At 63.4% G+C, this 16,103-nt stretch carries 15 protein-coding genes; 7 read left to right on the forward strand and 8 right to left on the reverse strand.

Translation table 11 applies throughout. The annotated features are described in order from the left end of the window. Nucleotides 1-112: 112 nt before the first annotated feature. The 6 genes from DVO78_RS04640 to glmS form a co-directional block, all read right to left on the reverse strand. Nucleotides 113-814: a GntR family transcriptional regulator gene (locus DVO78_RS04640; protein ID WP_120003643.1), complete on the reverse strand. Its 702-nt coding sequence runs from the start codon at nt 812-814 to the stop codon at nt 113-115. A 6-nt stretch (nt 815-820) separates the two neighbouring features. Beyond that, nucleotides 821-1,594: a tRNA (adenosine(37)-N6)-threonylcarbamoyltransferase complex ATPase subunit type 1 TsaE gene (tsaE, locus tag DVO78_RS04645; protein WP_120003644.1), complete on the reverse strand. Its 774-nt coding sequence runs from the start codon at nt 1,592-1,594 to the stop codon at nt 821-823. Then, the gene (gene alr / locus DVO78_RS04650; RefSeq protein ID WP_120003645.1) at nt 1,591-2,820 is read right to left on the reverse strand and encodes an alanine racemase; all 1,230 of its coding nucleotides are present in this window, start codon (nt 2,818-2,820) and stop codon (nt 1,591-1,593) included. Before alr ends, tsaE begins: the two co-directional genes overlap by 4 nt. An 89-nt stretch (nt 2,821-2,909) precedes the next feature. After that, a complete protein-coding gene (locus DVO78_RS04655) occupies nt 2,910-4,601 on the reverse strand; it encodes an NAD(P)H-hydrate dehydratase (protein WP_120003646.1) in 1,692 nt (563 codons plus the stop codon). A 39-nt stretch (nt 4,602-4,640) separates the two neighbouring features. Then, complete coding sequence (locus DVO78_RS04660; RefSeq protein WP_120003647.1) at nt 4,641-4,991, reverse strand: holo-ACP synthase; 351 nt, start codon at nt 4,989-4,991, stop codon at nt 4,641-4,643. Nucleotides 4,992-5,139: 148 nt separating this feature from the next. Continuing rightward, the gene (gene glmS / locus DVO78_RS04665) at nt 5,140-7,005 is read right to left on the reverse strand and encodes a glutamine--fructose-6-phosphate transaminase (isomerizing) (protein WP_120003648.1); all 1,866 of its coding nucleotides are present in this window, start codon (nt 7,003-7,005) and stop codon (nt 5,140-5,142) included. A gap of 96 nt (nt 7,006-7,101) precedes the next feature. Here glmS and coaA point away from each other — a divergent pair, with 96 nt between their 5' ends. From coaA to mscL, 3 genes are all read left to right on the forward strand, one after another. Beyond that, nucleotides 7,102-8,142, forward strand: coding sequence for a type I pantothenate kinase (gene coaA / locus DVO78_RS04670; protein WP_420799052.1), 1,041 nt, complete (start codon nt 7,102-7,104; stop codon nt 8,140-8,142). Nucleotides 8,143-8,144: 2 nt separating this feature from the next. Next, complete coding sequence (locus tag DVO78_RS04675) at nt 8,145-9,023, forward strand: M15 family metallopeptidase (protein WP_157983877.1); 879 nt, start codon at nt 8,145-8,147, stop codon at nt 9,021-9,023. A 124-nt stretch (nt 9,024-9,147) separates the two neighbouring features. Continuing rightward, on the forward strand, nt 9,148-9,678 hold the full coding sequence (gene mscL / locus DVO78_RS04680; RefSeq protein WP_120003651.1) for a large conductance mechanosensitive channel protein MscL: 531 nt from the start codon (nt 9,148-9,150) through the stop codon (nt 9,676-9,678). Between the two features lie 203 nt (nt 9,679-9,881). On the opposite strand, the gene DVO78_RS04685 is transcribed toward mscL, so the two are convergent. Next, on the reverse strand, nt 9,882-10,706 hold the full coding sequence (locus tag DVO78_RS04685) for an enoyl-CoA hydratase/isomerase family protein (RefSeq protein WP_120003652.1): 825 nt from the start codon (nt 10,704-10,706) through the stop codon (nt 9,882-9,884). Continuing rightward, complete coding sequence (locus DVO78_RS04690; protein ID WP_120003653.1) at nt 10,703-11,923, reverse strand: CaiB/BaiF CoA transferase family protein; 1,221 nt, start codon at nt 11,921-11,923, stop codon at nt 10,703-10,705. The genes DVO78_RS04685 and DVO78_RS04690 overlap by 4 nt, the downstream gene beginning before the upstream one ends. Before the next feature lie 286 nt (nt 11,924-12,209). On the opposite strand from DVO78_RS04690, the gene DVO78_RS04695 reads away from it, so the two are divergent. The 4 genes from DVO78_RS04695 (at nt 12,210) to DVO78_RS04710 (ending at nt 16,094) form a co-directional block, all read left to right on the forward strand. Further along, nucleotides 12,210-13,181: a Bug family tripartite tricarboxylate transporter substrate binding protein gene (locus DVO78_RS04695; RefSeq protein WP_120003654.1), complete on the forward strand. Its 972-nt coding sequence runs from the start codon at nt 12,210-12,212 to the stop codon at nt 13,179-13,181. 38 nt (nt 13,182-13,219) lie between these two features. Further along, nucleotides 13,220-13,765, forward strand: a complete 546-nt coding sequence (locus DVO78_RS04700; RefSeq protein WP_120003655.1) for a tripartite tricarboxylate transporter TctB family protein — start codon at nt 13,220-13,222, stop codon at nt 13,763-13,765. Between the two features lie 66 nt (nt 13,766-13,831). Next, entirely contained in the window at nt 13,832-15,304 is a 1,473-nt protein-coding gene (locus DVO78_RS04705; RefSeq protein WP_120003656.1) for a tripartite tricarboxylate transporter permease, read from the forward strand. A gap of 43 nt (nt 15,305-15,347) precedes the next feature. Further along, nucleotides 15,348-16,094, forward strand: a complete 747-nt coding sequence (locus DVO78_RS04710) for an IclR family transcriptional regulator (RefSeq protein ID WP_120003657.1) — start codon at nt 15,348-15,350, stop codon at nt 16,092-16,094. The last annotated feature ends 9 nt before the right edge of the window (nt 16,095-16,103 follow it).

Below are 16,103 nucleotides of genomic sequence, written 5' to 3' on the forward strand. Positions count from 1 at the left end.
CACCCTTGTCCGATGACACCGCCGATAAGCAGTGGCGAACGGAGGGTGAACGAACTCGTAAACTTCCCGTCACCTGTTGCGATAGCTCAACAAGTGGAGGCGCCGGGAAGGTTCACCATTCAACAGTGACCCGAATCGCATCCGGTCGCATCCAACTGCGGGAGAGAATCAACGGAGCGCTGGTGGTCGACTCTGCACTGAGCGTCTCGACTGTCGAAACCGGGGCGGGTTTGGTCAGTTCGAGCAGCTGCTCGATCTCCACAGGCGGGAGCGCAGTAGAGACTCGGCAACGGCTGCGTACCGGGTGGTAGCCGGCCAGCCGGAGCGTCTCGTAGAGAGAGTCCACCGTGCGGAGCGCGGTTTCGGCCTCCGGAAGCACCTCGGTGCGGAACCAGACATGTCCGCAAGTGGCGATGCGATTGTTGATCCAACTCCGCCGGGAGGTCATCATCAGCGGATCTTCAGGTGCACAGCCCAAGAGCGGGGCAATGTCCGCAGGCGCAGGAACTTCGACGACGTCGCGCAGGTCGAATCTGACCAGCCCGCCTGCCGCTGTGACGGTGGAGGTCAGCGACGGCGGCAGGTTCCCGGCGATCACATAGTCAAAAGGACGGTTGACAAAGGTGCCGGCTCCGCGGACCCGGCGGATGAGGTGTCTGTCCTCCAGCAGGGTGAGCGCCGTGCGGATGCGGGCACGGGTGACACCGAAGAAGGCCGCGAGCTGGTTCTCGCCGGGAATCCTGTCCCCGTCGGGCGCCTGCGCGTGCTCGGCGGCAAGCGCGGCGGCGATGTCGGCGACAGTCGGATCAGCCACCAGGGTTCAACTCATCGTACCTGAGCGGGGTTCCGGCCAGCGCGGCCCGTATCCGCGCAGCACTGCCCGGCGCGGAGTGCCGTCGGTGTCCTGGTCAGTCTCACTGAAGTCGGTCTGGATTCCCGCAACCATACCTGCTGCCTCCGATTCAGGAGTGCCGGCGCTGTGAGGCTCGGAGCAAAATGAGCGGGACCCGATTGAGCCGCGCGGAACGTCGCGCTCGCGCGGCACATCCTGAGGCGATTGAGTTTCGCCCGCTCCGCTGGCAGCCGGTTTCAGGGGGCGATGACCAGCGTCAGCTGGCCGAGAGGCGAGTACGCTTCCCTGGCCGCTGGGACCAATACTGCTCAGCTCCAGGTCCAGCCAGGAGCCGCCGCTGCCAACCAGCGCATGCTCCACCAGCCCACGGCCCCATTCGACCACGGTGACAGATCCCGGCAGGGTGGCCAGCAGGTCCAGGGACTCCAGCCCTTGGGCATCGGTCCGGTAGGCGTCCACGTGGACCAGATCTGGCCCGTCAGCGACGGCGCGGTGGATCCGCGAGAGCACGAAGGTCGGCGAGCTGATCTGGCCCTCCACCCCCAGCGCCTCCCCCAGCGCCTGGACGAAGGTGGTCTTACCTGCCCCAAGGCCGCCGGTGAGCACAACAAGGTCCCAGCGGCGCAGATGCTCAGCCAGATCATGGGCGAACTCTGCGGTGGCCTCAAGGTCAGCCAGTGTGGTCTCCCGCTGCCAGCTCTCGCCGGGCAGAGGCGCACCGAGTGAGTCGGCAGCGCTCACCGGTTCGGCTCCTGAACTGTGGCGTCGGCGAGCCTCCGGCTCACTTTCCGCATCGGGTCGGAGGTCACCGCGCCAGCCGGGGTCTCCGCCGAGTCCGGCCGGTCCGAGGCGGCGTTGATCACCACCCGCGGAACGCGGGTGCCGATACGGGTGATGATCTCGTAGTTGATGGTTCCGGCGGCGGCTCCCCAGTCGGCGGCCTCGATGCCGGAGTCCCCGCCGAAGACGGTGACCTCATCACCGACCTGCACCTCCGTGTGCTCACCTAAGTCCACCACGAACTGATCCATCGCCACCCGGCCGGCGGAGTAGTAACGGCGTCCGCCGATGAGGACCGGGGCTCCCACAGCGATCCTGGGGATGCCGTCGGCGTATCCCAGCGGGATCAACCCCAGATGGGTGGGCGTCTCGACCCGGTGGGTGAGCCCGTAGCTGACGCCCTGGCCGGCGGGGACGTGTTTGACGTTGGCCACGGTGGTGCGCAACTCCATTGCGGGTTTGAGCCCCAGCTCGGCCGCAGTCCGGTCGGCGAAGGGGCTCTGCCCGTAGACCCCAACCCCGACCCGCACCATGTCGAAGTGCGCATCGGGCCGGGAAAGGGCCGCCGGGGTGTTGGCCATATGCCGCAGGTCAGGGACTACGCCGTGCTCCTCAGCGACGGCAAGGGCCTCCCGGAAGGCTGCCAGCTGCTCATCGGTCTCCCTACGATCAGGCTCATCGGCCACCGCCATATGGGTGAAGACGCCTTCCACACTGATCAGCCCCTGGTTCTGGAGTTCGGCAGCACGGTGGACCACCTCTGGCCAGTGGCTCATGGTCGCGCCGTTGCGCCCCAGTCCGGTGTCGACTTTCAGGTGCACCCGGGCCGGTTCGTGGAGGGTGTTGGCGGCCTCCGCAATGTGTTCGAGCTCCCACCCGGAGGCTCCCAGGTCGATATGCGCCTCCAGCGCGGCGGCGAAGTCGGAGGTCCGGGTGTGCAGCCAGGCCAGCAGAGGTGCGTCAATACCGGCTGCGCGCAGTTCGAGGGCCTCGGCGATATGCGCAGCACCCAACCAGTCGGCGCCGCCGGCCAGAGCTGCGTGCGCGGCGGTGACCAGACCATGTCCGTAGCCGTCGGCCTTGACGGCGACCAGCACCTTGCTGGGGCGGACATAATTGGCGATGGTCCGCACGTTATGGGCGATCGCTGAGGCATCGATGATGGCTGCACGCTCCGGGAGATCCATAGGCTCCAGGTTACCGGTGACGGTTCTGCTGCAGATGTTTGCCCGCAGCTGTTGGCCTACAGGTGCTGATTCGGCGCAGTTCCATGCCTCTATGCAGGATCACCGGCGGTATGCAGTGCGGTGATGAGCTGGGAGGCGCCGAAGCGGCCACGCCCGTCCGGGTCGATATGCTTCGCTGCTGCGGTGTGCATCCCGACCCCTAACGCTGCCACCTGCAGCCAGTCCGCTTCAGGCGCTAAGGCCGGTGCCGCTGCCCCCGAGCCGAGGGGAGCCGCGGCGTCGGGGCTCCTGACATCCGGGACCCGCACGGACGCGTCGGTATCCGAGGGGGCCATGTCAGGGAGGACCCGTGGAGGCGCCTCGCGGCTGCGCGGGCCACGTCGTGGACCAAGCGGGGTTTCTCCGCCGGCGGGACCAGCACTGCTGGCGGCCAGCGCACCGAGGATCCCGCTGAGCACATCACCAGTGCCGGCGGTGGCCAGCCCGGGTGCCTGAGCCCGGTGCAGGACCACCTCGCCCTGCGGTGAGGCGATCACTGTGGAGGCCCCCTTCAGCAGCACGGTGCAGTCCAGTCTGCCGGCCATCCGCCGTGCCACCTCCACCGGATCGGCTTTGGGCGAGGCGCTCTCCAGCATGCTGCTCAGCAGACGGTCGCGCATCACTGCTGCCAGCTGCCTGGCCTCACCCAGATGGGGGGTGATCAGCACGTTCTTGTTCAGTCCCCCACCCCGGCGCAGCTGCCCCCGGATCAGTCCCAACCCTGAGGCGTCCAGCACGCAGGCGGTGCCGGTCTCCAGGGCCCGCTCCAACACTCCTTCTGCTTCCTCGAGCCTTTCCGGATCCTCGCCGATGCCAGGACCGACGACGACGCAGGAGGCTCGGCTCACTGCCCCTGAGCTGGCGGGTCCTGAGACGCCGACGACCTCTGGATGCACGGCAATCACCTGCTCACGGACAGAGACCGGTGCTTGGAGGGTCACCATTCCGGCACCCGTGCTGAGCACCGCACCCGCAGTGAGCTGGGCCGCGCCGGGGTATGCCTGGGAGCCTGCCACCACGTGCACGACCCCGCGGGAGTACTTGTGGTCCGCCGCAGTCGGCCCGGTGGGCTGCGCGGGCCCGGCGGCCCAGTGCACAGGCGTCCTGGGGAGGTGTTCACCGAGCCCGATGTCCACACTGTGCAGCTGGCCGCTGAGCAGCCCTCCGCGCCCTGCCAGCAGCCCCTGCTTCAGCCCGCCGAAGGTCACGGTGTGGTCTGCGCGGATCACCCCCTGCCCGGCTGCCCCGGTATCGGCGTTGACTCCGGAGGGCAGATCACAGGCGACCACCACAGGAGGCGGTGCCGCGGCGTCGTGATGGGTGTTCAGCGCCCCGGCCAGCCCGGGGATCTCCGGTGTGCTGAACTCACCGCGGAAGCCGGTGCCCAGGACTGCATCGATGAGCACCTGGGTGCCGGCCGGGACGGCATCAGCCGCCTGACCGCCGGCGGCGCGGAATGCCTCCAGGGCCTCGTGATGCACGTTCTGGCGGACCAGAACCGCCCGTGCCGCGGCTCCCCGCCGGGCCAGGAACGCCAGGGCATAGAGTCCGTCCCCGCCGTTGTTCCCCGAACCGATCAGCCCGGTGATCTGCGCCCCGTAGACTGCGCCCTTCAGCACCCCGGCGATCTGCTGGGCCAGTCCGTAGGCGGCTCGGCGCATCAGGGCTGGGCCGTGGCCGGAGTCGAGCAGGGGCTTCTCCGCCGCACGGATCTGGTCTCCGGTGTAGACAGGGACGAGCATCGGCACCTCCTGGTGACTACTCTAGTCACCGAACTCGCATCAGCCCTCGGCGATGACCATGGCGGTGGCGACATCACCGTCGTGGGAGAGGCTCAGATGCCAGCGCTTCACGCCTTTGGCCTCTGCAACCCTGGCTACCGTTCCCTCTACGTGCACCGTGGGTGCGCCTGCGGCGTCGAGCACCACCTGACAGTCCTGCCAGTTCATCCCCGCCGGTGCGCCCAGGGCTTTGGCCACGGCCTCCTTGGCGGCGAACCGGGCGGCCAGGGACCGGGTACTCAGCTCACGCTCGGCAGAGACGAACAGCCGGTTCCGTAACGCCGGTGCTTTCTTCAGCTGATGCCCGAACCGAGTCACCAGCACCACGTCAACGCCGATTCCGATAATCACCCTGCCTCCTGACCGAATTGACCTCATCCAGTTGACTGGTCCTATTCTAGTTGACCTCTCCTACTGCCATGAGAGTCGGACTGCTCAAGAGGAGTAGGAAACTTGGGGCCGCTGGAGGGACATGACGGAGCAGGTGTAGTGCGACTCATCACTCCACAGTCACAGACTTCGCGAGGTTGCGCGGCTGATCGACGTCGTAGCCCTTCTCCGTGGCCAGGGCACAGGCAAAGATCTGCAGCGGCACGGTGGTCAGCAGCGGCATCAGCAGCGGCTGGGTCTCGGGCACGAAGAACACGTTCTCGGAGAACTCACCGACCGCGTCGTCGCCCTCCTCGGCCACGGTGATGGTCTTGGCCCCGCGGGCGCGGACCTCCTGAATATTGGAGACCACCTTGCTGTGCAGGGAGTCCCGGCCCCGCGGGGAGGGCACCACCACAAACACCGGCTGGCCCTCCTCGATCAGCGCGATCGGGCCGTGCTTGAGCTCACCGGCGGCGAAGCCCTCGGCATGGATGTAGGCCAGCTCCTTGAGCTTCAGCGCGCCCTCCATGGCCACCGGGAAACCGACATGACGGCCCAGGAACAGCACACTGGGGGTCTGGGCCATGCTCCGGGCCAGTTCCTTGATGGCCTCAGCCCCATCCAGGATGGTCTGGATCTTGGCCGGGATCTTATGCAGATCGGCCAGAATGTCACTGATCTGGCCGGAGAACAGCTGACCGCGCAGCTGCGCCAGGTACAGGCCCAGCAGGTAGCTGGCGGCGATCATCGCCAAGAACGCTTTGGTGGAGGCCACCGCGATCTCCGGGCCGGCATGCAGATACAGCACCGCATCAGACTCCCGCGGGATCGTGGACCCGTTGGTATTGCAGATGGACAGGGTCCTGGCCCCCTGCTCCTTGGCATAGCGGACCGCCATCAACGTGTCCATCGTCTCCCCCGACTGGGAAATCGAGACCACCAAGGTGGACTCATCAATGATCGGGTCCCGGTACCGGAATTCATGGGCCAGCTCCACCTCCACCGGAATCCTGGTCCAGTGCTCAATGGCATACTTGGCCACCGTCCCGGCATAGGCCGCGGTCCCGCAGGCCAGCACGATGATCTTCGTGGTGTCCTTCAGCTGATCCGGGCTGATCCGCAGCTCATCGAGGGTCAGCCTCCCCGAGGCATCAGTGCGGCCCAGCAAGGTGTCCTCCACCGCCTTGGGCTGCTCGTTGATCTCCTTCTCCATGAAGGAGGCGTACCCGCCCTTCTCCGCCGCCGAGGCATCCCAGTCAATGTGGAACCGCTTGCCCTGGGCCGGGGCGCCGTCGAAACTGATGATGGCGACCTCATCGGTGGTGATCGTCACGATCTGGTCCTGCTCCAGCTCCACCGCCTCCCGGGTGAAGTCGATGAACCCGGAGACGTCAGAGCCCAGGAAATTCTCTCCCTCACCGAGTCCTACCACCAGAGGGGAGTTCCGCCGGGCGGCCACCACACGGTCAGGCTGATCAGCATGGACCGCCAACAAGGTGAACGCACCCTCGAGCTCATTGACCGCCTGCCGCATCGCCTCCGTCAGATCCCCTGTGCCCTGGTAGGCATCACCGATCAGCTTCGCCGCCACCTCAGTATCAGTCTGCGACTCGAAACCATGCCCGGCAGCAGCCAGCTTCTCCTTCAGCTCCGCGAAGTTCTCGATAATCCCGTTGTGGATCACCGCCAGCCTGCCCTGATCACCGAAATGCGGATGGGCGTTGGCATCAGTGGGCCCCCCGTGGGTGGCCCACCGGGTATGGCCGATCCCCACCGAAGCCGGGGCCAGGGGGGCGTCTTCAAGCTCCTGGACCAGGTTCGTCAGCTTCCCAGACTTCTTCCGCGCCTCGACCCTGCCTCCGGCCACCGTCGCCACCCCGGCAGAGTCATACCCCCGGTACTCCAACCGCCGCAGACCCTCCAGCAGCACATCCAACGCCTGATGCTCAGCGATCTTCTCCGGCACACCGATATAACCAACGATTCCACACATGCGGCACACAATACCGTCCGCAGATGAGTGTCCGGCGCACATCGCCGTCACGTTCACGCATGAAGGCCGGTGCCTCAGCCCTGTATGGTGTGGTCTGTGCACTCGCCGCTTGATGACACCCCTACCTCCCCTGTGCCCGTGCCTCCGGAGGTCAGCGGAACCGCTCCTTGGGCCGGTTCGCCGCCGGTGGGCAACGACCCCTCCTCGTTCTCCCCGTTCGTGGAATTGGGACGTAAGGATTGGGCGAGGCTCGCCGAGGCCATTGAGCAGCCGCTGAACCAGGACGACGTCGACCGCCTCCGCGGCATCGGAGAGCACCTCTCCTTAGATGAGGTCGCCCAGGTCTACCTGCCGCTGTCCCGGCTGCTGAACATCTATGTGGAGAACGCCGCTCGGCTGCGGGCAGCCACCAATGACTTTCTCGGCGAGTCGACCCGGCGCACACCGTTCATCATCGGTGTGGCCGGCTCAGTGGCGGTGGGCAAGTCCACCACCGCCAGGGTGCTACAGGAGATGCTGCGCCGCTGGCCCTCCACCCCGCGGGTGGAGCTGGTTACCACCGACGGCTTCCTCTATCCGAACGCAGAGCTGAACCGCCGGGGCATGATGGACCGCAAGGGCTTCCCTGAGGCCTACGACCGGCGCCGCCTGCTGCGGTTCGTCGCCGAGGTCAAGTCGGGCCGCCCTGAGGTGTCCGCACCGGTGTACTCCCACGTGAAGTACGACATCATCCCCGGCGAAGAGCACACAGTGCGCCGCCCGGATGTGCTCATCCTGGAGGGGCTCAATGTGCTTCAGCCCGCCCGGGTGCGCGCCGACGGCACTGCCGGGCTGGCACTGAGCGACTTCTTCGACTTCTCCATCTATGTCGACGCCAAGCAGCGCCATATCCAGCAGTGGTACGTCGACCGGTTCATGCGCTGGCGGCACGGCGCCTTCGCCAATCCCGATGCGTATTTCCACCAGTTCAGCCGGCTGACCGACGGTGAGGCGGTGGCCAAGGCCACCGATATCTGGAACCGGACCAACGGGCCGAACCTGCGGGAGAACATCCAGCCCACACGCTCCCGGGCCCGGCTGGTGATGTCCAAAGACGATGACCACAGCGTCTCCCGGGTGCTGCTGAGGAAAGTGTGAGCGTGGATCACAGACGACCTGCGGGCGCCGTCGTGCTCTTGTCCTGCCTCGGCGCACTCGGGCTTGCCTCCTGCAGCGCTGAGGCGGATCCGGAGCCGACGATCCCGGGTCCGGACATCACAGGGCCTGACGTCTCAGGGCCGGAAAGCACAGGGCCGGAAGCCACCGACACACCGGGCAGATCGAGTACTACGCTGGCACCGCACACCCCTAGCCCTGAGCCGAGCCCGACCCCTACCCGCGCCTCGGACCCCAGCTGGGACCCGGATTCGATTCATGTGCTGGCCAACCGGCAGAATCGCCTCGACCCGCCGGATTACGCCCCGGAGGACCTCGTCTACCCGGAGGTGCCGCAGTACGGTCCAGAGGATGCGATGATGCTGCGTCAGGAGGCCGCAGACTCCCTGGAGGAGCTGTTCGCCGCCGGGGCGGAGGAGGATATGCATCTGGGATTCGTCAGCGGATACCGCTCCTTCGACTATCAGGTGCAGATCTATGGCGCCCGGCACGCTGAAGTGGGCACCGAGCAGACCGATCTCTACATGGCCCGTCCCGGGTACTCTGAGCACCAGACGGGCCTGGCCGCCGATGTCATCTCCATCGCCAACCAGGACTGCATGCTGGGTGAGTGCTTCGCGGATACCCCGGAGGGGCAGTGGGTGGCCGAATACGCCCATGAGCACGGTTTTGTCATCCGCTACCCCGACGGTATGGAGCACATCACCGGCTATCCGTATGAGCCCTGGCACCTGCGCTATGTGGGTGAAGAGACTGCAGCGGAGGTCTTTGACCAACAGCTCACCCTGGAGGAGTACTGGGAGCAGGACCCGGCACCAGAGTATGACGAGCCCGAGCCGAATCCCGAGCATCTGAGCCCCTGAGAGCTGGTGCGGAGAGCGCGAACTGGCCGCGCAGTGATTGGTGGTGATCTCCACCGTGGTGCCGACACGGCGTCGTTTTCCGCATACCTGCCGGACAGGGGCAGCACAGGTCTAAGATGGGCACATGTTCAAGGGATTCTTCGCCTTCATCAGGCAGGGCAATGTCATTGACCTTGCCGTAGCGGTGGTCATCGGCACCGCCTTCGGAGCGGTGATCAACGCTCTGGTCGAATCGGTGCTGATGCCGCTGATCGCCAGCCTGGTCGATGAGCCGGACTTCGACAATCTTTGGGCGGTGACTCTGCTGGACGGCCCGCCGATCCGATTCGGCATGCTGGTCACCGAAGTGGTCAACTTCCTGCTGATCGCCGCTGCGATCTACTTCTTCGTCATCCTGCCGATGAACAAGATGATCGAGGCCCGGAACAAGGCCTTCGGCGACCCGGAAGAGGAAGAGGATGAGAACGTCACCCTCCTGAAGGAGATCCGCGACCAGCTCAAGGTCCAGACCGAGGTGGTCAACCCCGCAGCCTTCGCCTCCGCTGTGGAGGCAGAGCGCCAGTTGGAGGAACAGGCGCAACAAGCGGCCGAGGCAGCGGCAAAGGACAAGTCCGTGCTGGGCAGGGCCAAGGGCATCCTTTGGGGCAAGGACTAAAGACCTGAGGAGCCTCCATCATCGCTGTGCTCGCAGCCAGCAATCGTAGAAGCGGCTGACCGGGGGAGCCCGACGAAGGCACCAAGCAACTGCACCAGGCTGCCAAAAGACCAGCCACCGACCCCAACGCCCCCTTTCCCCACCCCTAAGAAGAACGATGTTTGCCTCCCAGGGTGAGCTCACCGGGGTCTCACAACGGACAGTTATCGCTGCTCTGCGGGAGCAGTCCAGGTGAACCGGGGTTCGATTCGCTGCCGGAATGCCTCGACTCCCACCTGCCTGTCCTCTCCCTCGATCATTTCGCTCCAGTTTCGAGACCAGATTGCGTCGGCCTGCTGCGCAGCGGGAGAGGGGGCATCGATGTACTCCTTGGTCTTGATCTGCGTGAAGCGTGACCGTTTGAGGAGCACCTCCAAAAGCTCGTTGGTTCGGGCCCCGAACTCATCCTGCTTCACCACATCAGCAATCAGGCCGAGGTCTTGGGCTTGACATGCCGTGAAGGTCTTTCCCGTCATCAGGATGTATTTGGCGCGGGCTGGTCCAACGTGCCGGACCAGCCGGTCGACCCCAGAACGAGGGTACAGGATGCCGATTTTGGCAGGGGTAACGGCGAACGTGGCGTTCGACGAAGCCACGATAAAGTCACAGGCTGAGGCAATCTGCCACCCACCTCCCATGCACACTCCCTGAACCAGAGCCACCGTAGGTTTCTTCACCTGGGTGAGCGCTGAGTCTGCAGCTGAGAAGTGGTCTACATAGCCACCATCTGGCATTTGCTCAAAAAGGATCGAAGGAAGCTCCTCGATTGACGCTCCTGCCGAGAAGTCGGGTCCGGCCCCGCTGACCGCAACGAGAGCCACTGAGGGATCATCAGTCAGGGAGTGCATCAGATCCTTCAGCTCGAGGCACATGTGCTGTGTCAGCGCATTCCGCTTGGACTGATTGCTGATGACAACATGAGCAATTCGGTCGGTGACAGTACACTCGACAACACCTTGATCCGCTGGGGAAACGCCCGCAGCACTCACTTTCGTTCCACCAGCCTTCCGGCCGCCGGCGCGTGAACAAGCCCTTTGTTTTCGAGGGCCTCAATCTCATCATCGCTCAGACCGATCTCCTGGAGAATCTCAAAAGTGTGTTCTCCCAGAGCCGGCGGTGGCATGCGGACTGGGGCCGGCTCACCGTCGACAGTGATGGGACCACGCAGCAAAGGCAGGGCCGAACCGTCGAACCGCTGAACCTTGTGGACCATATTCAGCGCAGCAACTTGGTCTGTTGCGAAAGCTTCACTGTAGGTATAGATGGGGCCGCAGGGAATGCCTAAGGCACGTATGTCCTCCACCCACGCTTCTGCACTGCGGCGAATCAGCTGTTCTTCGATCAGAGGTTTGAGGGCGTGTCGGTTTTCGGATCGCAGCTGACCATTGCTGAAGCGATCGTCGGCAGCAAGATCGGGCGAGCCGATCAATGCGGAGAAACGCGCCCAGGCTTTATTGTTCGCAACAGCTAGCGTGATGGGAACAGATCCCGTGTCGAAAACACCATACGGGGTGATGGTGGGGTGATCGTTGCCCTGCGGCTCAGGATCAGCGCCAAGGCTCAAGGCTCTCTGGCCCTGAAAGACGGAGAGCGCAAGTCCGGTCTCCAGAAGCGAAGTGGACATCCTGCCCACAGGGGAGCCAAAGCGCTGTCCTAACAAAGCAGTCACGACGTTGAAGGCGTTGATCATACCGGTGGTGATGTCAATGATGGAGACACCGGTCCGATAGGTATGATCTCGATCCGGACCCGTCACAGAGGTCAACCCGCTCATTCCCTGGATCACCTGGTCCAATCCGGCCATGTTGCGCAGCGGTCCGACATCTCCGAACCCCGAGATGGAAGCGACCACTATGTCGGGATTAAGCGCCCGGATCTTCTCTTCTGGCAAACCCATCTTGGCCAAGGTTCCAGGACGGAAGTTCTCCACCAACACATCGGAGGAAGCCACAAGCCGCTGCAGCAGGTCCTTCGCCTCAGCGGAGTACAGATCCAGCGCAATGGAGCGCTTATTCCGGTTCGTCGAGTCGAAGTAGAGGCTGTGCTCCTCCTCGAACGGCGGCCACTGACGCGCCGAGTCACCACCCCGGATGCTCTCCACCTTCACAACGTCGGCGCCCATATCCGCTAGGAGGGCTGTGCAGTACGGTCCCGCGAGGGCCCGGCTGAGGTCGAGAACTCGCACCGAGGACAAAGGTAAGTTCATAGTTCCCTTTCACTGAATCAGACGACGCTTGGTCAAGCTCACCGGGCGACGCCTCCAGAGGCGTTTGGTCCACTGAATGAACCGATGGATCATTATCTTATGACAGCAGTAAGCTACATCACTCCACATGCTGGAGCAACTGGTAATTTTGCTCGAAAACAGGGGATTGTCACGCCCTCATCTGTGGTGTACGTTACATTCGTTCGATATAAATGAGACGATGGTTCACAGAGTGGACCGATCATGAGCGTCATGAACGCTCACCTGAGCGATCAAAGGAGTAACCATGAAATCTTCCATTGCACGGCTCTGTGCCGGGATAGGAATCGCAGGCATCCTTGCTGCCACCGCCTGCGGCGAGGAGGCTGGCGGGGACCCAGCGGCATATCCTGAGCAGGACATCGAGATTCTGGTGGGCTTCGGTCCAGGTGGCGGCGCTGACGTCTTCGCTCGCCAAGTGGCCGCAATCGTGGAAGACCAGAACGAGGTGCGGGTCCAAGTCGTCAATATGGAGGGTGCCGGCGGCGCAAACGCTATCCGGGAGGCAGACAACCGAGCTTCCGACGGTTACACGTGGCTCATCGACGTCTCATTAGCCGCCCTTGCCGCGCAGGGAGAGTTCGGCGATCCAGGGTACGACTTCCTGCGGCCTGTGGCCCGTTTCCAAGATGAGATCGTCCACGTGATGGTCGACCCCGATCGTTACGAGAGCTGGGAGGAGCTCGCCGATCTGGCTGAGGAGGAAGAGATTCGCCTTGGCGGCGTGGGTGTGGGCGCCCAAGCTGATATCGCCACTATGGAACTGGCAGCAGAGAGCGGCCTGAACATTTCTTATGTGCCTTTTGACGGAGCCGGAGAGCTGCTGGCGGCTCTGCTCAGCGGCAATGTCCATGGTGCCTCCGAGGAGATCGGGGCTTGGGTGGACCAAATCGATTCCGGAGAGGTCCTTCCGGTCCTTGCGATGAACGAGGAGAGGATTGAGGGGTTCGAGGACATCCCGACCTCTCTAGAACACGACTACGACGTCACCACCGGAGGAACCCGGGGAATCATGGTCCACGCCGACACCGATGATGAGACCGTAGTCGCGATCGAAGAAGTTCTCCAGGCTGTCTATGACTCTGAGGAGTACAAGGAGCATGAGGAGTCTCAGTTCATCCACCTGCGTGAGGGATGGCTGGACCACCAGGAGTATGAGGAGTCTGTGGAGGAGCACTACCACCGAGTGTCCTCTCTGCTGGAACAGTCAGGTCAGTAGTGCACTCCTCTCCCTCCCCCACCACAGACAGATCACCTATGAACCGCACCTCACGAAGACAGAGGCTGCAGCTGGAGCCGCTGGTGTGGACAGGGCTTGGCGTCGTGGCGCTCATCGTCGTCATCGCCGGGGTTCCGGCATCGACGGCCACCGCCTTGCAAACTCCTCGCTTCTGGCCCACTGCAGCGGCGGTCATCATGCTTGTGGCAGGACTGTTGATCGCGTCGAATGCGCTGGCAGGCAGTCGGCGAGCCCTTTCCGACCCTGTGGCAGCTCAGCCTCAGGACTCATCAGGGAAGCCTGCCGCAGCAGATCCGGAGGTCCTGCGGAGGTACAACCATTTACTTCTGATAGGGATCATCGCCGCATACGTCGCAGCACTGCCCTACCTCGGGTACGTGGTCGCAACCTTTGTCATGGCATGGGTGCTTGCCTGGACCATCGGTGTCCGCAAGATTCTCTCGGCGACTCTGGCGAGCATCACCTACGTCGCTCTGACAACGGTGATCTTCGGCATTCTGATGAACGTGCCGCTGCCCCGCGGACGCGGGCCTTTCGTCGAGATCAGCACGTTCTTCTTCTAGTTCAAGGAAAGTAGTCCACACCTCATGGAACTTCTATCGTCTGTCACAGAAGGATTTTCGGCTCTGATGAGTCTGGAGAACCTGCTGATCCTCGTCCTGGCAACTCTTATCGGTCTGCTCGGAGGCGTGATTCCCGGCGTCAGCGGCCCCATGATGGTCGTGGTATTCCTTCCCATCACCTACGCTTTCGAACCCACACAGGCGTTCATTCTCCTTACCGTGATCTATGCGGCTTCAGTCTACGGAGGAATGGTCACGGCGATTCTCTTTCGGGCACCGGGCACCCCAGAGTCATCGATGACGGTCCTCGATGGTTATGCGATGGCACAGAACGGGCAAGCCGGGCGCGCCCTCGGCGTCGGCATCCTCGCCTCCGGCACCGGCGCGATCATCGCTACCCTGGCCATGATATTGCTGACTCCCCCGCTGGCTGCCCTGGCCATGAACTTCTCCTCGGCGGAGTTCTTTGCCATCGCGCTGCTGGGCCTTTCCATCGTCGCCTCCCTGTCCTCGGGCCAGGTGTCCAAGGGCGTCTTCGGCGTGGGCCTCGGTATGCTTCTGGCCAGCATCGGGAATGATCCGATGACAGCAACCCAGCGCATGACGTTCAACGTTGCTGATCTCGGTGCCGGACTGGAGCTGATCCCCGTGATGATCGGACTCTTCGCCATCCCTGAAGTGCTGCGCCGGTCACGTCTGGACACCAATCTCACATTCAATACCAAGTACGGCAAAGTGGAGGTGTGGAGCCGGCGAAACCTCACATCAGTGGGCCCGACGGTGGGACGCTCTGGCGTGATAGGCACAGCAATCGGCATCCTGCCTGGCGCCGGAGCAGTCACCGCCGCGATCCTGGGCTACACCCAGGCCGTTCGCTTCAGCCGGGACAAGTCCAGGTTCGGCAAAGGGGATCCCCGCGGCGTGGCAGGGCCAGAGAGCGCGAACAACGCTGGCGCGGTAGGTTCCTTGGTGCCCCTGTTCGCACTCGGCATCCCAGGCAGCGCCACCACCGCGATCCTGATCGGGGCCTTTATCCTGCACGGCTTTCAACCGGGCCCCAACCTAATGACTACCCAGTCGACATTCGTCTACACCATCTTCGCCGCGATCCTGGTGGCGAATGTTCTTGCTCTGATCTTCGCCAAACCTCTGATCCGAGTTCTCATCAACGTCCTGAACATCCCCTATGCACTGCTGGGGCCCGCGATCGTGATTTTCTGCATCATTGGGTCCTACAGTCTGCGGAACTCTGTCTTCGACGTATGGGTTATGCTGCTCTTCGGCGTGGTCGGCTACCTCCTCATGAAGTACAACTTTCCGGTGGGGACCATCGTCCTCGGTTTCGTCCTGGGGCCCATTGCCGAATCTAATTTCCGCCGCGCACTGATGATGTCCGGTGGCGATGCCACCGTGTTTCTCACCAGGCCGATCTCCTTGACCATCATCTTGATCGCGGCAGCAATCCTGGTCTATCCCTTCATCAAGCCACTTGTATCGCGCCTGGTGACACCGAGGACTTCCAAGGCCTTGGACGCATGAAGAATCTGTTAGGTTGTGGGACAGCAACCGCTAGGAGTAACCGATGAGTACACGAAGTGTGACCACTGCCATACGTGTACTAGAAGCCGTAGCCGAACTCCAACCTGTCGGACTTTCCGAGCTGAGCAGGACCGTTGAGGTGCCGAAGGCAACGGTCCAACGCATCCTGGTCACTCTGGAAGAACTTCAATGGATCGAACGAGCAGAGCGGGACAGCGGAAAATGGTCTATCGCCGTCCATGCCTATGCGGTGACCAGCCGGGGCAGCAGCGGTTCCCGCATTCGTGATGTGGCTATTGGGCCCCTGAGCGCTCTGCAGCTTGAGACGGGGGAAACCATTCACCTTGCAGTGCCCGATGATTTTCGCATGGTGGTCATCGAGCGGCTGGACACTCCCCATGTTCTGCGCGCATTTCTCGCCCTGGGATCGCGAATCCCCATGCATGCCTCGGCCACCGGACTCGCCTTCCTGACGCACTCACCGGATGAGTTTGTCCACGCCTATCTGCAACGTCCTTTAGCTGCGTCGACGCCTGACACCATGGTCGACCCCCAGGACGTACGAGCCGAGCTCGATGTTGTTCGCCGCCGAGGATACTCCATCAACCCCGGTGGCCTCAGTTCGGGAATCACCGCCATCGGCGCTGCCCTGATCAGCCGAGAGCTCGGCCCTGTGGGTTCTATATCAGTATCCGGTCCGTCGAGCAGAATCACACCCGACAAGTTCGAGGAGTACGGCACAGCTGTTGCTGCGACGGCCCGTCAGATCAGCATGGCCCTTCCAGGCTGATCCACTCTG

Source organism: Nesterenkonia muleiensis, from assembly GCF_003600155.1.
Taxonomy (GTDB): Bacteria; Actinomycetota; Actinomycetes; order Actinomycetales; family Micrococcaceae; genus Nesterenkonia; species Nesterenkonia muleiensis.